General features: G+C 73.1%; 16 protein-coding genes. 6 read left to right on the plus strand and 10 right to left on the minus strand.

Features of this window, described 5'->3' with window-relative positions:
• The 5 genes from EBN88_RS21055 to EBN88_RS21075 all read right to left on the minus strand — a co-directional run.
• Positions 1-1,619 (minus strand): DUF2264 domain-containing protein (locus EBN88_RS21055; RefSeq protein WP_233580823.1); only part of this gene is annotated, 1,619 nt, incomplete at its 3' end.
• A 35-nt stretch (positions 1,620-1,654) separates the two neighbouring features.
• Positions 1,655-2,638: a hydroxyacid dehydrogenase gene (locus tag EBN88_RS21060; protein WP_122185491.1), complete on the minus strand. Its 984-nt coding sequence runs from the start codon at positions 2,636-2,638 to the stop codon at positions 1,655-1,657.
• Between the two features lie 50 nt (positions 2,639-2,688).
• Complete coding sequence (locus tag EBN88_RS21065; RefSeq protein ID WP_199742428.1) at positions 2,689-3,543, minus strand: carbohydrate ABC transporter permease; 855 nt, start codon at positions 3,541-3,543, stop codon at positions 2,689-2,691.
• The gene (locus tag EBN88_RS21070) at positions 3,540-4,469 is read right to left on the minus strand and encodes a carbohydrate ABC transporter permease (RefSeq protein WP_122185480.1); all 930 of its coding nucleotides are present in this window, start codon (positions 4,467-4,469) and stop codon (positions 3,540-3,542) included. Before EBN88_RS21070 ends, EBN88_RS21065 begins: the two co-directional genes overlap by 4 nt.
• On the minus strand, positions 4,466-5,800 hold the full coding sequence (locus EBN88_RS21075) for an ABC transporter substrate-binding protein (protein ID WP_122185481.1): 1,335 nt from the start codon (positions 5,798-5,800) through the stop codon (positions 4,466-4,468). Before EBN88_RS21075 ends, EBN88_RS21070 begins: the two co-directional genes overlap by 4 nt.
• 195 nt (positions 5,801-5,995) lie before the next feature.
• On the opposite strand from EBN88_RS21075, the gene EBN88_RS21080 reads away from it, so the two are divergent.
• The 5 genes from EBN88_RS21080 to EBN88_RS21100 all read left to right on the plus strand — a co-directional run bounded on the left by EBN88_RS21080 (position 5,996) and on the right by EBN88_RS21100 (position 12,030).
• Positions 5,996-7,087, plus strand: coding sequence for a substrate-binding domain-containing protein (locus EBN88_RS21080; RefSeq protein WP_122185482.1), 1,092 nt, complete (start codon positions 5,996-5,998; stop codon positions 7,085-7,087).
• A 346-nt stretch (positions 7,088-7,433) separates the two neighbouring features.
• A complete protein-coding gene (locus EBN88_RS31270) occupies positions 7,434-8,402 on the plus strand; it encodes an ABC transporter permease (RefSeq protein WP_407703441.1) in 969 nt (322 codons plus the stop codon).
• Entirely contained in the window at positions 8,399-9,367 is a 969-nt protein-coding gene (locus EBN88_RS31275) for a carbohydrate ABC transporter permease (RefSeq protein ID WP_199742429.1), read from the plus strand. The genes EBN88_RS31270 and EBN88_RS31275 overlap by 4 nt, the downstream gene beginning before the upstream one ends.
• Before the next feature lie 31 nt (positions 9,368-9,398).
• Positions 9,399-11,060: an extracellular solute-binding protein gene (locus tag EBN88_RS21090; protein WP_122185483.1), complete on the plus strand. Its 1,662-nt coding sequence runs from the start codon at positions 9,399-9,401 to the stop codon at positions 11,058-11,060.
• Positions 11,061-11,409: 349 nt separating this feature from the next.
• Positions 11,410-12,030 carry a TetR/AcrR family transcriptional regulator gene (locus EBN88_RS21100; protein WP_122185484.1) on the plus strand — a complete coding sequence of 207 codons (621 nt, stop codon included), beginning with the start codon at positions 11,410-11,412 and terminating at the stop codon, positions 12,028-12,030.
• A gap of 65 nt (positions 12,031-12,095) precedes the next feature.
• Here the strand turns inward: EBN88_RS21100 and EBN88_RS21105 are convergent, their stop codons facing one another.
• The 4 genes from EBN88_RS21105 to EBN88_RS21120 all read right to left on the minus strand — a co-directional run bounded on the left by EBN88_RS21105 (position 12,096) and on the right by EBN88_RS21120 (position 15,572).
• Positions 12,096-12,608, minus strand: coding sequence for a hypothetical protein (locus EBN88_RS21105; protein ID WP_122185485.1), 513 nt, complete (start codon positions 12,606-12,608; stop codon positions 12,096-12,098).
• A 144-nt stretch (positions 12,609-12,752) separates the two neighbouring features.
• The gene (locus EBN88_RS21110) at positions 12,753-13,928 is read right to left on the minus strand and encodes a ferric reductase-like transmembrane domain-containing protein (RefSeq protein ID WP_122185486.1); all 1,176 of its coding nucleotides are present in this window, start codon (positions 13,926-13,928) and stop codon (positions 12,753-12,755) included.
• Positions 13,925-14,866 carry an FAD:protein FMN transferase gene (locus EBN88_RS21115; RefSeq protein ID WP_122185487.1) on the minus strand — a complete coding sequence of 314 codons (942 nt, stop codon included), beginning with the start codon at positions 14,864-14,866 and terminating at the stop codon, positions 13,925-13,927. The genes EBN88_RS21110 and EBN88_RS21115 overlap by 4 nt, the downstream gene beginning before the upstream one ends.
• A gap of 1 nt (position 14,867) precedes the next feature.
• Positions 14,868-15,572, minus strand: coding sequence for a DUF2271 domain-containing protein (locus EBN88_RS21120; protein ID WP_158621461.1), 705 nt, complete (start codon positions 15,570-15,572; stop codon positions 14,868-14,870).
• 207 nt (positions 15,573-15,779) lie between these two features.
• Here EBN88_RS21120 and EBN88_RS21125 point away from each other — a divergent pair, with 207 nt between their 5' ends.
• Positions 15,780-16,211, plus strand: coding sequence for a MarR family winged helix-turn-helix transcriptional regulator (locus EBN88_RS21125; RefSeq protein ID WP_122185489.1), 432 nt, complete (start codon positions 15,780-15,782; stop codon positions 16,209-16,211).
• A 43-nt stretch (positions 16,212-16,254) separates the two neighbouring features.
• Here the strand turns inward: EBN88_RS21125 and EBN88_RS21130 are convergent.
• A partial coding sequence (locus EBN88_RS21130; RefSeq protein WP_147472788.1) for a cyclase family protein occupies positions 16,255-17,032 on the minus strand: 778 nt, incomplete at its 5' end.

The following is a 17,032-nucleotide window of genomic DNA, read 5'->3' on the forward strand; positions in this document are numbered from 1 at the left end:
TCTTCGGCCGCCAGGGGCCAGCCGCCCAGCCGCAGCGCGACGACGGCGGGGTCCACGAACTCGACGCGCACCAGCCGGAGTTCGTGCCCGTCGCGCAGCACGGAGGCCACGGTGAGGCGGCCGGCGACGGTGGCCTCGCCGGCGCGGCCCGAGCCGTGGTCGGGCCCGGCCTCGGGGGCCGGGGCCACCCAGTGGACGGGCCCGCCGGAGACGGCGAACACCACCCCGCCGGGGGCCGTCCCGCGCGGGCCGGCGGTGAACCCGGTGCGATGGGTGGCGCGCCCTGCCGCGTCGAGCAGCACCACGGCGTTGTCGACGGGATCGTCCACGCCCGCTCCGACCAGCGGGGGAACGGTGGCCGTCGAGTAGCCGAGGCGGGCGTAGAGGGGCGCGTCGGCGACGGTGTCGCCGGGGGCGGCGTGGTCGGTGCCGTGGTTGAGCACGGTGACCACGCCGGTGCGGCGGCGGCCGACCGCCAGCCAGCCGGGGGCCTCGACGATCCGGGCGAAGTCCCCGCGTTCCACCGGGAGTTGACGCTCGACGGCGGTCCAGACCGGATGCTCGGCCGGGAGCGCGAGGCCGAGCATCCCCTTGGCGGCCCAGTAGGGCGAGCCGGGGCCCGAGTAGTCCTGCTTCATCGCCGGCCAGGGGTGGTGCCAGCCGAGGCCGAGCAGGCCGTCGGCGTCGGGCGCGCCCCGGTCGTGGAAGTGGCGCAGGATGCCGCTGGCGGCGCGGCGCAGCAGGCCGGGCGGCTGGTCGCCGACGCCGGCGTAGGCGGCGGTCCACAGCGGGGCGGCGGCGGCGAACCGGTAGATCAGGCTGCGCCCCTGGAGCAGCGGCGAGCCGTCGGCGCCCACCAGGTGGACGGCGTCGTCCAGGTAGCGGGCGAGGTCGGCCTCCCAGGTGGCCACGGTGCCGGGCTCGACGAGGCTGCCGGTGACGTCGAACGAGCGGGCCCACAGCAGCGGGTAGAGGTGCAGGGCCCAGCCGGTGTAGTGGTCGTAGGCGCGTTGCTCGGCGCCGTCGGTCAACCAGCCGCCGGGGCGGCGGAGTCGGGCGTGCACGGCGAGGTCATCGGCGATGTCGCGCGCCGACCAGGGGCCGCCGACCTCGCGCAGGAAGGACTCGACCACCACGCGGAACCAGACCCAGTTGATCGGCGGGTAGGGCTGGCCGACGACGGTGGCCAGCCACTCGACGGTGCGCTGCCGGACGCCGTCGTCCAGCAGGTCCCAGAGCCAGGGGCGGGTGAGTTGGAGGATCAGCGCGACGGAGGCGGCCTCCACCTTGGCCTGGCCCAGCTGGTCGGGGCGCGGCCACGCCTCGGGCGAGGTCGGGTCGGTGCCGGCGGCCAGTCCTGCGGCGTAGCGTTCGACGAGCCCGGTGGGGTCGGCGCCGCGTTCGCCGACGAGCCGGAAGCCGGCCAGCAGCAGGGTGCGGGCGTAGCCCTCCAGGCCGTCGGAGTCCCGGCCGTAGCGGCTGGGCGGGCCCGGCAGGTCGATCCGGGCGCCGAGCGGGGAGCGGTGGCGGTCGACGGCGCCCAGCATCCGGTCGGCGAGGTCCACCCAGTGGGCCCTGGTCCAGCCGGTGTGCGGGGAGAGCGCGCGGTCCTCGGGCACGGGCTGACGCGAACGCCCGCTGCCCGGGAGGGAGTTCACGCGCTCACCGCCAGGTCGTCGCGGGTGACGGCGTCCAGGGGCGGGCGGCCAGCGGCGAAGCGTTCCAGTTCGTCGAGGGCGGCGCCGGCCATCCGGCGGGTCTCGGAGTCGAGCGAGCCGGCGATATGGGGGGTGATCAGCACGTTGGGCAGCTCGTAGAGGGGCGAGTCGGCGGGCAGCGGCTCGGGTTCTGTGACGTCGAGGATGGCGTGCAGCCGGCCGTCGGCGCAGGCGGCGGCGAGGGCCGTGGTGTCGACGAGGCTGCCGCGCGCGGTGTTGACGAGGGTGGCGTGCCGGGGCAGCGCGGCCAGTTCGGCGGCGCCGATCAGGTGGCGGGTCGAGGGCAGCGCGGGGGCGTGCAGGCTGAGCACGTCGGCCTGGGGCAACGCCTCGGCCAGCGTGGCCGGTTGGGCGCCGGCGGCGCGGATGGTCGCCGGGTCGACGACGGGGTCGACGACCAGCACCCGCGCCAGGCCGAGGCCGGTCAGCAGGGCGCAGACGCGGGCGCCGACGCGGGAGTGGCCGACGAGGACGACGGTGCGGTCGACGCCGGACAGCTCGCCCCTGCGCTGCCGGTAGGACCAGTCGGCGCGGTGGGTGCGGGCGTCGTGGGCGAGGAAGGGCACCTTCTTGAACGCCCACAGCACGGCGGCCAGCGTGTAGTGGGCGACGGGTTCGGCGTTGGCCTCGGCGGCGGTGGTGACCAACACCGAGCGGTCGAAGACGGCCGGCGGCACATGGGGGCGGACGGAGCCGGCGGCGTGCAGCACGGCCCGCAGCCGGGGCGCGGCGGCCAGCACGTTCTCGTCCAGGCGGGGGCAGCCCCAGGAGGTGAGGAGCACCTCCGTCTCGGCGAGCCGGGCCAGGGCGGCCGGCGAGGTCAGCTCGTCGGTGACCAGGGGCTCGCCCAGGGAGGCGAGGTGGCGCAGGCGCGCCAGCTCGGCCGGGCCGAACTGGGTGGCGAAGACGTCGCGCGCCATCACCAGCAGGGTCTCGGGACGCCGGGCGGTGAACTCCGGTGGCGGCGGGGTCACTTGACGCTCCCGGTGGCCAGCCCCGAGCGCCACTGGCGTTGCAGCACGACGAAGGCGATCACCAGCGGCACGACGGCGAGCAGCGAGCCGGTGATGACCAGGGGGTTGTACTGGGGGAACTGGGACACGCGGGAACTCCACTGGAAGAGGCCGAGGGTCATGGGGAAGAGCTTGGGGTCGGTGAGCATCACCAGCGGCAGGAAGAAGTTGTTCCAGATGCCGACGAACTGGAAGAGCAGCACGGTGACCACGCCGGGCCGCATCATGGGCAGCGCGATGGTGAGGAACGTCCGCAGCTCGCCGGCGCCGTCCATGCGGGACGCCTCCAGCACCTCGTCGGGCACGGCGGCCTCGGCGTAGGCGCGGGCGAGGTAGACGCCGAACGGGTTGGTGAGCAGCGGGATGAAGACGGCCCAGAAGGTGTCCACCACGCGCAGTTCCGAGGCCAGGAGGTACAGCGGCAGGGCCAGCGCGGTGGTGGGCACCAGGACGCCGGCGAGGGTCACGGCGAACAGGGCGCGCCGGCCGGGGAAGTCGAGCTTGGCGATGGCGTAGCCGCAGGCGGAGCAGATGAGCGCACCGAGGACGGCGCCGAGCCCGGCGTAGAGCAGGGAGTTGCGCACCCAGTGGAGGAAGACGCCGTCCTCCTCGGCGAACAGGTCGCGCAGGTTGCCGAGGAGGTTCCAGTCGGCGAGTTCGAACGCGCCGGTGGTGGAGAAGTCGCCGACGTTCTTGGTGGCCGAGGTCAGCAGCCAGACCAGCGGCAGCACGCTGTAGAGCGCGGCGACCAGCAGCAGGGCGTGCACCGCCCCGCGCGAGGTCCAACGGGAGGTGCCACGGGGGGAGTTCAACGGGACCTCCGGGTGGACAGGCGCATCACCAGCGCGGAGAGCAGGGCGCAGGCCAGCGCCAGCAGCAGCGAGGCGGCGGCGGCCCGGCCGTGGTCGTTGCGGACGAACGCGGCCTCGTAGACATAGAGGCTGGGCGTCCAGGTGCTGGTCACCGAGGAGGTGAAGGAGCGCAGCACCAGGGGCTCGGTGAAGAGTTGGAGGGAGCCGATGACGGTGAAGACCAGGGCGACGAAGACGGTGGGCCGGATCATGGGCACCTTGACGGCCAGCGCGGTGCGCAGCGGCCCGGCGCCGTCCACGGTGGCGGCCTCCAGGACATCCCGGGGCACGGTGCGCAGCGCGGTATAGAAAATGATCATGTTGTAGCCGAGCCACTGCCAGGTCGCCATGGTGACGATGGACGGCAGCACGCCGTCGCTGCCCAACGGGTCCCAGGGCAGCGCGTCGTTGAGCGGGCCGACGCCGGGGCTGAAGAGGTAGGCCCAGATCAGGCCGGCGATCACGCCGGGGACCGCGTAGGGCAGGAAGACGGACAGGGACCAGAGTTGGCGCAGCTGGACGGTGGCGGAGTCCAGCAGCAGCGCCAGCAGCAGCGCGCCGCCCAGCATGAGCGGTATGTGCAGCAGGGCATAGCGGGCGACGTTGCCGACGCTGTCGCGGAAGGCGGTGTCGCCGAGAACGTCGGCGTAGTTGCCCAGCCAGACGAAGACGTCGTGCGGGCCGTCGAAGCCGAGCCCGGAGAGGCGTTCGGTGAACAGGCTGAGGTAGAGCGCGTAGCCGATGGGCACCAGCACGGTGCCGAGCAGCAGCAGCGCGAACGGGCCGGCCAGCAGCCAGGGCGTCAGCCGGCCGCGCCCCGCCGGCCTCCTCCTCTTCCGCTCGGCCCGGCCGTTGGCCCGGGGGCTGTCCTCGGTGACGACGGTCATGCGGGGCCCTCCTCGCGCACGGACAGGCCACGGTCGCGCAGGGTGGCGACGGCGGTGCGGTGGACGCCGCGCAGGGCGTCGGGGATGGTGGTGGCGCCGGAGGAGACGCGGCCCAGGGCGTCGGCCACGGAGGAGAACAGCCCGAGCGCGTTGGGCCCCCAGGTCCACTCCGGCACGCGGGCGTCGGCCTCGTCGAGCACCTCGTAGACGGGGTCGCCGATGAAGTAGTCGTCCGCGACCACCTCGCGGGCCACGTCCCGGTTGGGCAGGTAGGCGGGGAACGGCGAGGTGAACGTGGCGCCGATGCGCGGGACTTCGGGGTCGGTGGACAGCCAGCGCAGGAAGGTGAGCGCGGCCTCGGGCACTCCGGACTCGGCGGAGACGGAGAAGGCGGTGCCGCCCTGCATCCCGTTGGCCGGCCGCGCCGGGTCCCAACTCGGCATGAGGGCCACGGCCCAGCGCCCGGTGTCGTCGGGGATCGACTTCTTCAGGGTGCCCACGCCCCAGGCCGCGCCGAGGTAGCCCCACAGCCGGCCGGTGTGCAGGGCGGCGATCCAGTCCTGGGTGCCGGTGGCGCCGCCGCCGACCAGGTCGGCGTCGAGCAGGTCCTGCCAGAAGCCGGCGGTGCGCAGCGTTCCCTCGCCGGCGACGTTGACGACCCAGGTGTCGCCCTCGATCCGCCACCAGGGGTCGCCCGCGCCCCAGGACATGCCGGCGAAGAACGATCCGTCGTTGAGCGGGAAGGTCGTCAGCCGCGCCGCCGGGTCGGCTTCCCTGACCCGCTCGGCGACGGCCGCGAACTCCTCCCAGGTGCGCGGGACCTCGATGCCGTGCTCCTCGAAGAGGTCGGCCCGGTAGTAGAACGCCATGGGGGCCATGTCCATCGGCACCGCCCAGGTGCGCCCGTCGGGCCGCACCGCGCGCCAGGCGGCGGGCGAGTAGCCGTCGGCGAGGTCGGCGGTCTCCTCGGTGATGTCGCGCAGCCCGCCGGTGGCGAGGAGTTGGATCAGGCCCTGGTACTCGACGTGCAGGATGTCGGGGGCGTTGTGCGCCTTGATGGCGTTGGTCTGCTGGGCGTAGCCGCCGGAGAGCCCGGCCGCGATCACGCTCAGCTCGACGTGGACCTCGCGCTGCGCGGCATGGAAGGCGGCCACGTAGCTGTCCATTCCGGTCATCCAGGACCACAGAGTGACACGGGTCGCTCCCGAGGCGGTCGTCGACGACGAACATCCGGTGAGGCCGACGCCGCCGACGCCGCCGGCGGTGAGCGCGGCCGCGCCGGCTGACGCGCGCAGCAGGCTGCGCCGTGACCAGCCGAGAGGGTGGGCCATCGTGTTCTCCGTCCTTCCTCACGTGATGCCGGCCCACTTCAACGTGTGCGATAGTGCAGCGTCAATCACCAGAGACCAAGACGATCAGACTCGATCACTTCCGAAAGCCGCTGCCGAAAGCCGCTGCTGTAGCCGCTGCCGAAAGCCACTGCTGTAGCCGCTGCCGAAAGTCACTGCCGAAGGCTGGTGTGGGCGATGTTCCTTCCCTCGCAACGTCAGGAGCGCATCCTGACCCTGGTGCGCCAGCAGGGCGCGATACGACTCAGCGACCTGGTCGAGAAGCTGGACGTCTCGGCGGTCACCGTGCGCAGGGACGTGACGGCCCTGGCGGACCGTGGGCTGTTGCGCCGCGTTCACGGCGGGGTCACCCTGCCGCACCGGGGCGGCCGCGAGCCCGAACACCGCCGCTCCACCTTCGGCCCGACGGTGCCCGGACTCCTCCTCGGCATGGTGGTGCCCTCCGTCGAGTACTACTGGCCGCAGATCATCCAGGGGGCGCAGACGGCGGTGAACGCCGCCGACGGCCGGCTGGTGATGCGGGTCTCCTCCTACGAACCGGGCGAGGACCGGCGGCAGATCACCGCGCTGCTGGAGCGCGGCGCCCGCACCCTGCTGGTGGCCCCCGTCGTCAGCGGCTCCCACGGCCTCGACCTGCTGCGCTGGCTGGCCACGCTGCCGGTGCCCGTGGTGCTGGTGGAGCGCCAGCCGCCGCCCGAGCTGCCCACCCTCCAGCTGGACGCGGCCACCACGGCGCACGCCCTGGGCGCCGGGCTCGGCGTGCGCCACCTGGTGACCCTCGGCCATCGCGGCATCGCGCTGGTGCTCTCCCGGCAGAGCCCCACCAGCCGGGCGCTGCGCGCCGGTTGGGGCGAGACGATGGGTGAGCTGGGGCTTCCGTACACCGAGGAGTGGCGCTTCGACGTGCCCGTCTACGGCACCGCCGGCTGGACGGCGGTCTATGACGAGGTGCTGTGCCGCTGCCGGGAGTTGGGCCTGAGCGCGCTGCTGGTGCACTCCGACCGGGAGGCGATCGGCATGGTGGAACGCGCCCACGACCTGGGGATCTCGGTCCCGGGCGAGCTGGCCGTCGTCTCCTATGACGACGAGGTGGCCGCGACCTCGGACCCGCCGTTGACCGCCATCCGGCCGCAGAAGCACCGCCTGGGGCAGATCGCCGCCGAACTCGCCCTGGCCCGGGTCGCCGAGCCCGACCCCCGGCCCGTGCACCGGGTCCAGCTCTGGCCGACCCTGGAGGTCCGCGAGTCCTGCGGCGGCCCGACCGACTGAACGGCCCCCGCGCCACCCCCCTTCCCTTCACCGGGAGTTGACGACCCAGCACCGGGCGTGACGTTCGACCCGCCCCGTGGCGTTCCAACCTGAACGAGTGCTTTCGACTCTGATCATTTGCTGCGGGGGCGATTGACCGTCGACCGCCGGGACTGGAACGTGACGCCACCTGTTCCCCAATTCCCCAAGGCCCCGGCGACAACTCCCGGGCCCGCCAACGCCGTTCCCGCACCCCAGCCGGGCCGCCCAGGAATGCGGAGTCCGTTATGCCCAGAAACGCGCAGCCGTCGTCCCCCCTGTCCCCCGCGCTCCCCCTGTCCCTCGTCTCCACCGGCGGGGGACTGCCGTGACCTCGACCCTGCCCCGCCCCGCGTCCCCCGAGGCGCCGCCCGGCGGCCGAAGCGGGACCGCCCCGCGCCCCCGCCGTTCCCTCGCGGCCCGCCTGCGCGGACAGCGCACCCTGCTGCTGCTCGCCACGCCCGGCATCGTCTACTTCCTGGTCTTCCACTATGCCGCGCTGTTCGGCAACGTCATCGCGTTCAAGGACTTCGTCCCGTTCCAGGGCGTGTGGGAGAGCCCCTGGGTCGGGCTGGACAACTTCGAGCGGATGTTCAACGACCCCGCCTTCTGGCAGGCGTCCTGGAACACCCTCGCCATCGCCGCGCTCCAACTCGTCTTCTTCTTCCCGCTCCCGCTCGCCCTGGCGCTGCTGCTCCACTCGCTGGCCAGGGGGCGGGTCCGCGCCCTCGTGCAGTCCGTGGTCTACCTGCCGCACTTCCTGTCCTGGGTGATCGTCGTGGCGCTCTTCCAGCAGATGCTGGGCCCCACCGGCATGTTCGGCGGGGACGTGGCCTTCGTGACCGACGTGCTCAGCGACCCCGACGCGTTCAAGCCGCTGATGGTCGCCCAGATCATCTGGAAGGACTGCGGCTGGGGCACCATCATCTTCCTGGCCGCGCTCAGCCAGGTGAACCACGACCTCTACGAGTCCGCCGCGCTCGACGGGGCCGGGCCCTGGCGCCGCTTCTGGCATGTCACGCTGCCCGCGCTCCGGCCCATCCTGATCCTGCTGCTGATCATGCGGCTGGGCGACATCCTCACCGTCGGCTTCGAACAGATCCTCCTCCAGCGCGACGCCGTCGGGCCCGAGGCCGGCGAGGTCCTCGACACCTTCGTCTACTTCCACGGCGTGCTCGGCGCCGACTGGGGCTACTCGGCCGCCGCCGGCCTCTTCAAGGGCGTGGTCGGAGCCGTCCTCGTCTTCACCGCCAACCGCATCGCCCACCGCCTCGGGGAACAGGGGGTCTACAAGTGAGCGCCACCGTCGTCAACCGCGCCGACCGCGCCGGCCGTACCGGTCTCGTCCACCGCGTCCTCGGCCCGGCCGAGGAACGCCCCGCCTGGCAGGAACGGCCCCGACTCGCCACCCGCGTCGGCAAGGTCGTCGCCCTCGTCGGCGTCTGCGCCCTGGTCGCCGTCCCGCTGCTGGTGGTCGTCGCCACCTCGCTGGCCTCCCCCGACGAGGTCGTCGAGAACGGCGGCTGGGTGCTGTGGCCCACCGACCCGACGCTCGCCACCTACCGGGACATCCTCTCCGGCGGCACCATCACCCACTCGCTGCTGGTGAGCGTCGGCGTCACCGTCGGCGGCACCCTGATCAGCCTCTTCGGGACCATTACCCTGGCCTACGCGCTCAGCCGCGACCACTTCTCGCTGCGCCGGCCGCTGCTGCTGATGGTGCTCTTCACGTTCCTCTTCCCGCCCAGCATGTTGCCCAGCTACCTGGTGGTGAAGAACCTCGGACTCCTCGACACCTACTGGGCGTTGACGCTGCCGGTGGCCATCAACGTCTTCAACCTGGTCATCATGCGCGGCTTCTTCCAGGGCCTGCCGAAGGAGCTGTACGACGCGGCCAGGATCGACGGAGCCGGCGAACTCACCGTGCTCACCCGCATCGTGCTGCCGCTGTCCAGGCCGGTGATCGCGGTGATCGGCCTCTTCTACGCCGTCGGCTACTGGAACAGCTTCTTCCACGCGATCCTCTACCTCAACGACTCCGGCGACTGGCCGCTCCAGGCCGTCCTCCAGACCGTGGTCACCCAGGGCGCCGCGCTCGGCGGCAACAGCAGCGACGCGCTCGCCGACACCGGGGCGCTGGCCGCCCCGCAGAGCTACCAGATGGCGACCGTGGTGATCGCGATCCTGCCGATCCTCGTCGTCTACCCCTTCGTGCAGCGGTACTTCACCAAGGGCGTGCTGACCGGCGCCATCAAGAGCTGACCGAGCCGCGTTCCCGGAGAGGAGCCCCCCCATGACCACCAGGCCCACCCGCCCCACCCGTCGCGGCTTCCTGCGCGGCTCGGCCGCCGTCACCGCCGCCGTCGCCGGCGCCCCGGCCCTCGTCGGCTGCGGCACCTCCACCGCGCGCAGCGCCGCCAACGTCGGCACCGACCCGGTGCCCTGGCCCACCCACATCCCGCTGGCGGGCCCCGAACCCGACCTGCCGCCCGACCCGCGCGGCGTGGACGCCGGGTTCCTGCGCTACCCGGAGCGGCTCACCAGCGCCACCGCCGAACGCCCGGGCAGCGGCGAGAAGATCACCGCGCTGGTGGAGAGCTACGAGTCCCCGCCGCGCGGCCCGGACCGCAACCGCTACTGGGCCGCGCTCAACGAGGCCCTCGGCGTCGATCTCGACCTCCAGATCGTGCCCAGCGCCAACCTCGGCCACAAGATCGCCACCCTGATGGCCAGCGGCGACATGCCCGACCTGCTGATGATCCGCAACTGGATGCCGCGCATCGCCGACTACGTCGTCAACAAGGCGGCCGACCTCAGCGAGCACCTCGCGGGCGACGCCGTCGCCGACTACCCGAGCCTGGCCAACCTGCCCACCTACGCCTGGCAGGACATGGGACTGATGGCCGGCCGTATCCACGGCGTGCCCATCGTCCGGCCCCGCACCGGCTCGACGATCATCGCCAACCGCGAGGCGCTGACCGAGGCGGCCGGCGACGCCTACAACGCCTGGGACGCCGACGCGTTCGTGGCGGCGCTGCGCGCGGCGACCGGCGGCAATCACTACGGCTTCGGCGTCCCCGAGGGCGGCTGGGCGTTCGGCGTCCCCACCTTCGCCGGCTGGTTCGGCGCGCCCAACCTCTACGGCATCGACGACTCGGGCGCCTTCGTGCGTGCCGAACTCACCGAGGAGTACCGGGCCGCCGTCGAGTTCGCCGCGCGGCTGCACCTGGAGGAGAAGGTCTACTACCCGGGCACGGCGACGCTGCCCACCACCACGTTGAAGTCGCTCTTCTTCAACGGCACCGTCCGCAGCCATCTCGACAACCTCTCCGGCTACCAGACGGAGGTGCCGGCCGTGGGCGACGCGTTCACCGTGGACCTCCTGCGGCCCCCGACCGGGCTCGCGCCCCGGCCCGCCATCCACTTCGGCGGCGGCACCTACGGCGCGGCCATCCTCAGACCCGCGCCGCCCGCCCGCATCCGGACGCTGCTGCGGGTCCTCAACTACCTGGCCTCACCGTTCGGCACGCGGGAGCACCAGCTGGTCAACTACGGTCTGGAGGGCGTCCACTTCACCCTGGAGGACGGCGAGATCGTGCCCACCGAGCTGGCCTCGACGGAGAACCCGAGCGTGGTGCCGGTCAAGTACCTGACCGCCCCTCCCCCGGTGCACTACTTCCCGGGAAACCCGGACGCTGCCCGCCGCGCCCACGCCCACCAGGTGGCCGAGATGGAGTACGGCATCCCGCCGTTGACCTCGGGGCTGGTGGTCCGCGAGTCCCGGCTGACGCAGCAGAAGCACGTCAACCTGTTCTTCGACGCGATCATGGCCATCGTCCAGGGCCGCGACTCGATGCGCCGCTGGGACGAGGCGATCCGCACCTGGCGCACCGACGGGGGCGACCGGGTGGACGCCGAACTCCAGGCCGAGTACGAGGCCGTTCACGGCCGTTGACCCGGGCGGGGCGTAGGGGGCCGACGGGACGGCGGCGGCGTCGAAGAGCGGGTAGACGACCAGCAGCGTCGTCAGGAGCGGCCCGTCCGTGTCCGAGTTCGGGACCAGCAGCGCCGCCCAGACGACGGCGAAGGCGAAGCGGACGAAGTAGAGGCGGCGCAGCGCCTCGCCGAAGGCCGAGGAGGAACTCGACGGGGAGACGGTCGGGGTCGTTTCCGACGTGGTCATGGCGTCTCTCTTTCCTGGGTTCTGCTCCTGGTGCGTGGCGGAGCGGTGACGGTCAGGCGACGGTGGTGCTGAGGGTGACGGGAACGTTGCCCCGGGTGGCGGCCGAGTAGGGGCACACCTCGTGGGCGGCGGCGGTCAGGGCCTCGGCGACGTCGAGCGAGACCGCGCACCACCTCAGGGCCGAGCACGCGCGCGCGTCCTCGCCGGGGCGACCGAGCTGTTCTACGGCCAGGGCATCCGCGCCACCAGCGCCGACCGCGTCATCGCGCAGGTCGGGATAACGAAGGTGACCTTCTACCGCCACTTCCGCACCAAGAGCGATCTCGTCGTCGCCTACCTGGAGGAGCAGGCGGGCGCGGAGCGTCGCTGGTTCGAGGAGGTGCGGCGGCAGGACGACCCGGTCGGCTCGCTGCGCGCGCTGGCCGCCGGCATCGGCGAGGCGAGCTGCCGTCCGGGCTTCCGGGGGTGCGCGTTCATCAACGCGGCCGCCGAGTTCGCCGACCCGGAGGACCCGGTACGGGTCGCCGTGGACGCGCACCGCCGGTGGATGCTCGACGCGTTCGCCGGAATCGCCGCCGAGGCCGGGGCGGCGGACGCCGACTCCGCCACGCGGCAGCTGATGATCCTCCGGGACGGAGCGATGGTGAACGGCTACCTCAGCGACCCGGCGACGATCGCGGACGCCCTCGCCGCCGCGTTCACCGCGATCCTCACGACGGCGGCGCATCCGGCGGAGAGCTGACGGGCCGCCGGAAACGGCGGACGGGTGGGCCGACCGTCGGGAGGTCGTGACGTGGGGTCAGCGCGTCAGGAGACGCAGCCCATCAACAGGTTCATGTCGCCGAGGTTGTTGACGCGGGGGACCGGACTCTCGCAGTAGATCGAGGTGTTGGCGCTCCGCTGGGTGAGCATGATCTCGGTGGCCTCGGCGACGTACAGCCCGTTGGTCCGACTTTCGACGTACACCACGCCGCAGGAGCCGGTCAGGGTGAGTTGGACGTTCGTGCCGTACAGGAAGACGTCCTCCCCGTTCTCGCAGTGGTGGGCCAGCTCGGCGTCGCTCTCGTGGACGGTGTGCGCGTCCGGACCCGGCTCCTCTTCGTCCGCCTCCGGCTCGGCCGGCTCGGTGGTCTCGATCTCCGTCCAGTCGGTCACGGCGATCTCCGGCTCCGGCTCTTCGGTCGGAGCCGGAGCCGTAGTGGGGCTCTCCGAGGGGCTGGCCTCCGCCGACGTGTCCCCCTCCGCGCCGGAGGAGCAGGCGGTGGCGGCCAGCGCCAGCAGCAGGGCCAGCGTGGCGCGGCGCGGCGTGACGGTTCGCATGGTGGGGCCCCCGGTGATGTCGACAGAGCGTCAGACCTGGTTACCATCATCCGGCGTCCCCTGTCCAAGCCGGGCCCGCGCGGATCGGCACGGTACGCGGACCAGCCCCGGGACGGCGCCCCGCCCCGAGCGGCAAACGCCCGGTCAGCAGTCGAACTCCTCCGTGTACAGCTGCCCGCCCGTCACGCCTCGGGCGCGCAGCCGGCCGGTGGTGGTGGCGACGAAGCCGGGGCTGCCGCAGACGAAGTAGCGGGCGCGGGGGCCGGGTTGGGGCGGCCCGGTGCGGTAGCGGGCGCCCAGGTGGTGGCGCAGCTCGTCGGCGAAGACGGCCTCCTCGCGCGCGGAGACCACGTGGTGCAGCGACATGTGCGGGCCGGCGTGGCGGCGGACGAGTTCGACGAACGGGGTGACGCCGATGCCGCCGGCGACGAGGACGGCGGGCCGGTCGGCGTCCCGCGCCTGGCGGGTGAAGGTGCCGTAGGGGCCGTCGAGGCGGAGGACGGCGCCGGGCCGAAGGGCGGCGAGCCGGGCGGTGAAGGGCCCGGCGTCCTTGACGGCGAAGCTCAGCGTGGCGTCCTCGCCGACGCGGGTCACGCTGAACGGGTGGGCGCGGCCGAGGGAGTTGAGCCGCAGATAGCAGAACTGTCCCGGCGCGGGCCTGCGGGGGCGGCCGAGCGGGGCGAGCGTGTACTGGACGACGGTGGGCGAGAGGCGTTCGGCGGCGACCAGCCGGTAGCGGCCGGTCCACAGCGGGACGGCGAGCCGCCAGCCGACCAGCAGCGCGAGGAGGGCGGCGAGCAGCAGCCAGTAGGCGCGCAGCCAGGGCGTCTCGATCAGGTAGGAGCCGACGCCCCAGGCGTGCGGGAGGACGAGGCCGACGAGCGGATAGGAGACGTAGTGCATCAGCCGCCAGGCGCGGTGTCGGACGAGGGCGCGCAGCAGGGTGCTGGTGAGCCACAGCGCGAGGAAGAGGAGCAGCGCGATCCGGCCGAGCGAGGTGTAGCCGGACTCGACCCAGGTGAAGTCGATCAGCCACAGGTAGGCGAGGTCGCGGCGGGCGGCGATGGTCTCCAGCAGCGGGTGGAGCAGGACGAGGAACGCGCCGCAACCGCCCAGCCAGCGGTGGAGGTTGACGACGGCGAGCCGGTCGGCGGTGAGGCGCCGGGTGAGGGTGCGTGTGCCGAGCACCACCTGCCACCAGAGGGTGAGGGCGCCGCCGAGGCCGACGAGGTTGGCGGCGTCCCCGACGCTGTCGGCGCGGCCGAGGAGCGGCAGGAACGGCAGCGCGCTCAGGAGCATCAGGCAGGCGAGCCACCTCATGGCGTCGCCTCGAACGGCAGGCCCGGGGAGTGGCGCACGGCGCCCTCGGTGTCGACGGTGAGCCAGCGCGCGGCGGGGTCGAGTTCGGCGAGGTGGGTGGAGCCCTCGGTGGTGCCGAGGATGGTGAGGCAGGTGGCCCAGACCTCGGCCGCGGCCAGGTCGTCGGCGAGCACGGTGGCCTGGAGGCAGTCGGAGACGGCGGGTTGACCGCTGCGGGGGTCGACGATGTGGTGGAGCCGGGCGCCGTCGGTTCCGCGCCAGGCGCGGCGGGCCACGCTGCTGGTGGCGACGGCGGCGGCCGGGGGTAACTCCAGCACGCCGAGGGCGGTTCGGGTCAGGGGGTGTTCGACGCCGACACGCCACGGCGGGTCGTTCTCGCCGCGCCGGGCGACGAGGTCGCCGCCGGCGTCGATGAGGCAGCGCGGCGCGTCGAGGGCGTCGAGCGCGGCCTGGACGCTCCAGCCCTTGACGAAGCCGCCGAGGTCGATGCCGACGCCCGGGGGGAGTTGGACGGTGGAGGCGTCCAGGTCGAGGTGGACCTCGGGCGGCGCGGCGTCGTCGTCGGGGGCGGCGGCGTCCGGGGCGGCGGCGGGTGGCGCGACGTGCGCCGCGACCTCCGCGACCTCCGCGACCTCCGCGACCTCGGCGAAGTCGCGGTCGTAGCCGAGGCGGACCAACTCGGCGCCCAGGAACGGCGAGAAGAGCCCGCCGGTGCGCCGCTGGTAGGCGACGGCCTCGGTGAGGACGTGGAGGAACAGGCCGGAGACGGCGACGGGCCGGCCGGCGCCGGCGTTGGCCCGGGAGACGTCGCTGTCGGGGACGAACCGGCTGAACGTCGCCTCGACGTCGCGGAGCCAGCCGAGGACGGCGGCCGCCTGCCCGGCCGGGAGCACGGTCAACAGCTCGGTGCCCATGACGCGTTCGCGAGTCACGCGCATCTCACGAGCCCCGCGTCCAGGTCGTCACGTCGTCCGGGGAGAGCGGCTCGTCGGGGGTGAAGCTGGCGCGGACGTCGGCGACCATGACGGGTTCGTCGCGGGCGGCCTCGGGGAGGTAGGCGACGTCGGCGACGGAGGTGGTGGGCTCGTCGCCGAGTTCGATGGTGCCGGTGAACAGGACGCGCTTCTCCCACAGGACGTTGGCCTCGACGCGGTAGACGTAGCGGCCGGGGCGCATCGGGGCGCCGGTGCGGTCGGTGCCGTCCCAGTAGAGCGTCTGCGGGCCGGAGTTCTGGGCGGGGCGGCTGGCGGAGCGGATCTCCTCATCGGAGGCGGACTCCCAGCCGGAGGTCCGGCGCCACAGCGGCAGCGACTCGGGGCGGCGGTCGTAGCCGCCGTTGGCGGTGAAGCTGGTGGCGAAGAGGGTGCGGACGTAGTTTCCCCGATCGTCCTCGATCCAGACGGCGACTTGGTTGCGCGCGTGCCCGGGCACCCGGGTGAGCTGGTAGCTGACGCGGACCAGGCCGAGGCTCTCCTCGGTCGGGGCCAACGTCGCGGTGCTGAGCGGTGCGGCCGGCTCCACGGGGCGCTGGGCGTCGGGGAGTTGCTGCACATAGGTCGCGGAGGCGGTGACCGCGACGCCGCTGATCACGATGATCGGTACGATCAGCCGGCTGGTGCGGTTCGACATGGATGGACCTTCCATGACGGACTCCATAAGTGTTCGTTACCTTACGGTACTAAGATTGCGAATGGGTGTACTCCCGCTGGCTGTTCGTTACCGCTCGGGTCGGTCAACACACGCAGTGCACAGGGCACTTGGGTATCAACGCTGACCCACGGACGCCGGCGGCAGGCCGCTCACCAGCGCCGCCCCGGCGCGCCCCGCCAACCCCCTGAAGCGGATGACTCCATGACCGAACTCCCCGTCGATGAGCGCATCGGCCACCACATCAAGCGCGCGGAACAGCATGTGATCGCGGCCAAGCACGCCGCCCTGCGGCCCATCGGGCTGAGCGTTCCGCAGTACACCGTGCTGCTGGTGCTCTCCACCGAGTCCGGGCTCACCGGCGCCGCGTTGGCCCGCCGCTGCCTGGTGACGCCGCAGACCACCTCGGCCGTGCTGCGCACCATGGAGCGGGACGGCCTGATCGAGCGGGTGCCGCACCCGGTGCACCGGCATGTGCTGGAGACCCGGCTGACCGACCTGGGGCGGGCCAAGCTGCGCCGGGCGGACGAGGCGGCGGTCGCCGTGGAACAGCGGCTCGGCGAGCTGTTCACCGAGGAGGAGTTCGCCACCTTCATCGAGTTCCTCGGCCGCTGCTCCACGGCGCTCGACGCGTAGCCGCGCGCCCGGCGCCCGCCGGCCAACGGGCGGGCGCGCGCGGTCAGTAGAGCGCCAGCGCCCTGATCTGGCCGCCGTAGCCGCCCCGGTGCTTCGGCGCCCCCACCACCAGCAGGGCGTCCCGGTCGGGCGCCGCGTCGAGGCCGGTCAGGTTCTCGATGCCGTAGCGGCCGGCCGGCAGCAGCGTCTGGTGGGTCAGGGGAACGGGGGCCACCCCGCCGTCGAGGCTGCTGGTGTCCACGCCGGCGCCGGTGATCTCGCGCTCCTCGACGAGGAACGCGGCGGCCTCGGGGCTGATCCCGGGGAACCGGAACACGCCGTCCGTGCCCTCGTTGAGGTGCGCGCCCGGCGTGTGCACGCGCTCCCCCCAGCCGCTGTCCACGGCGACGAACGCCCGGGCGGGCAGCCGGCCGTGGCGGCTCTCCCAGCGCAGGATGTCGCGGACGGTCAGCAGCGTCTCGGGGTCGCGGGCCGCGCGGTCGGCGATCCTGACGACGGCCAGCGGCACGACCAGCGACTCGGGGAGGATCTGCTCGACGGTCGGGGCGCCGTCCTCGAAGTGGCCCGGGACGTCGATGTGGGTGCCGGCGTGCTCGTTGATGTTCAGCTGGTTGGCGTTGAAGCCGTCAACGCCGATGAAGCGGTTCTGCTCGAACTCGGGTTGGGCGACCAGCGGATAGAAGACCGGGAAGTCCTCGCCCAGTTCGTGCGTCAGGTCGGCGATCCGGGGCGCGCGCGGCAGCCGGATGCCCTGGGCCTCGGCGGCCGGGGCGGCGGCGTGCGCGATGCCGCCGAGCGCGGCGCCGGCGGCGACGGTCGCC

It is taken from the genome of Streptomyces triticirhizae (genome assembly GCF_003696235.1).
Classification (GTDB): Bacteria; Actinomycetota; Actinomycetes; order Streptomycetales; family Streptomycetaceae; genus Streptomyces; species Streptomyces triticirhizae.